This window comes from Pseudomonas sp. P7548, from assembly GCF_013386585.1.
Lineage (GTDB): Bacteria > Pseudomonadota > Gammaproteobacteria > Pseudomonadales > Pseudomonadaceae > Aquipseudomonas.
In genome coordinates this window covers 1-2019 of sequence record NZ_JACARO010000105.1, presented here as the reverse complement: position 1 = coordinate 2019, position 2019 = coordinate 1, and the positions used below count along the sequence as shown (strand labels likewise).

The following is a 2019-nucleotide window of genomic DNA, read 5'->3' as shown; positions in this document are numbered from 1 at the left end:
TGTTCATCACCCACGACTTCCAGGAAGCCCTGAAGCTGGGCACGCGCATCGCGATCATGGCCGACGGCCAAGTGGTGCGCGAAGGCACGCCCCAGGAAATCGTCGCCGACCCGGGCAGCGATTATGTGGCCGGGTTTACCCGGGAAGTGGACCGCTCGCGGCTGTTCGATGCGCGCTCGATCATGCAGCCGGCCAGCACCCTGCTGGTACAGGGCGACACTCGCGTGGTCGGCAATGACAGCGCCAATGCCTTTGTACTCAACGCGGCCGGCAAGGCCGTGGGCGTTCTGGATGCCGGCGCGTTGCTGGCGGTGGGCGCAGGCGGTGATGCCTTGCAGCGCCTGTCGCCGCAGTTCGTCAGCGTGCCGGCCAGTGCCAAGCTGGTGGAAGTGGCGCGCCTGCTCAAACCAGGCCATCCGGTGGCGGTCGCCGACGCCGACGGGGTGTTTATCGGCACCTTGAACAGCGCCCATATCCTCGATTGCATCGCCAGCGTCCCGCCCCCTCGCCCTGCCGTTTCGGAGGTTGCACACCATGCTTAAGTCAGAAGACCTCGCTGTTTTTCCCGTGGACCAGTGGATCAGCGGGGGCGTTGAATGGATCGGCATTCACCTGCGCCCGATCTTCCAGGCCATCCGTTGGCCGGTGGAACACTTGCTGGGGTTCAGCGACACGCTGATCCACGCCATTCCGTTCCCGGTGATGGTGGTGCTGATGTTCCTCATCGCCTACCGCGCCGCCACCCTGGGCGTGGCCATTTTCAGTGCCGCCGCGCTGGTGGTGATTGCCGCCTTGGGCGTGTGGGACGAAGCCATGACCACCCTGTCGCTGATCACTACCGCGATTGTGATCTGCATGGTGGTGGGCATCCCGGTGGGTATCTGGTGCGCGCGCAGTGAACGGGTGTGGGCGGTGATGCGACCGATCCTCGACATCATGCAAACCACGCCGACCTTCGTGTACCTGGTGCCAGTGGTGATGCTGTTTGGCGTGGGCACCGTGTCGGGTGAAGTGGCGGTGGTGATCTCGGCATGCCCGCCGCTGATTCGCTTTACCTACCTGGGCATCCGCATGGTGGAAACCGAGCTGGTGGAAGCCGGCCTGGCCTTTGGCGCCGACCGCAAGCAGTTGCTCTGGGAAATCCAGTTGCCCCTGGCCGTGCCGACCATCCTTGGCGGCCTCAACCAGACGGTGCTCACCGCCATGGTGATGTCCGTCGTTGTCGCCATGATCGGCGCCGAAGGCCTCGGCCTGGTGGTGCTGCAGGGCCTGGGACGCATGGATGTAGGCCGCGCGGCGGTCGGCGGGATCGCCATTGTGTTGCTGGCGATGATGCTCGACCGCATCACCCAGAACCTCGCGCAGCCCACACCGGGCAAGCGCAAATCGCTGTTCAAGCGGCTGTTCACCCTGCGGGCGGTCAGCGCATAACAAGAAATCATGAACGTCGTTTTTTGACTGCCATCCCTTAACCATAACGAGAAAAACAAAGAGGAAATCATGATGCGTCCATTCAACGCCTTGCTCGGATTTGCAGCCGTGCTGTACCTGGGGAGCACTTCGGTCATGGCCGAAGACCTGCCCGGCAACGGCAAGACCATCCGCTTCGTGCAGTCGGAAAGTACCGGTGGCAACTACGTCATCACCAAGATCGCCATCGAGGCCGCCAAGCGCCTCGGCTACGGGAGCAAGCTGAGTACCGTCAACACCACGCTGTTCTTCCCGGCCGCCGCCCAGGGTGACCTGGACCTGTCGATGGACGTGACCCTGCCGCAGCTGCAACCCAGCTTCGACAAGGTCAAGGACCGCACCGAAGTGGTCGGCGGCGGCTCCATCACCGGTGCCGGCTACAACGGCTACATGATCGACAAGAAAACCGCCGACGCGTACCACATCACCAGCCTTGAGCAGTTGAAAGACCCGAAGATCGCCGCGCTGTTCGGCAAGAACGGCAAGGCCGACCTGATCAGCTGCGACCCGGGTTGGGGCTGTGGCGATGTGGTGGATTACCAGCTCGAC

2 protein-coding genes and 1 pseudogene are annotated in these 2019 nt (G+C 63.3%); all 3 read left to right on the top strand.

Going from position 1 to position 2019, the window contains the following annotated elements; translation table 11 throughout:
* Positions 1-542: pseudogene (locus tag HX803_RS30070) on the top strand (glycine betaine/L-proline ABC transporter ATP-binding protein); the annotation flags it as partial.
* Positions 535-1431 carry a proline/glycine betaine ABC transporter permease gene (locus HX803_RS30065; RefSeq protein ID WP_176995868.1) on the top strand — a complete coding sequence of 299 codons (897 nt, stop codon included), beginning with the start codon at positions 535-537 and terminating at the stop codon, positions 1429-1431. The pseudogene HX803_RS30070 and the gene HX803_RS30065, both read left to right, overlap by 8 nt.
* Positions 1432-1500: 69 nt before the next feature.
* The coding region (locus tag HX803_RS30060; RefSeq protein WP_306172770.1) for a glycine betaine ABC transporter substrate-binding protein at positions 1501-2019 on the top strand (519 nt) is incomplete at its 3' end.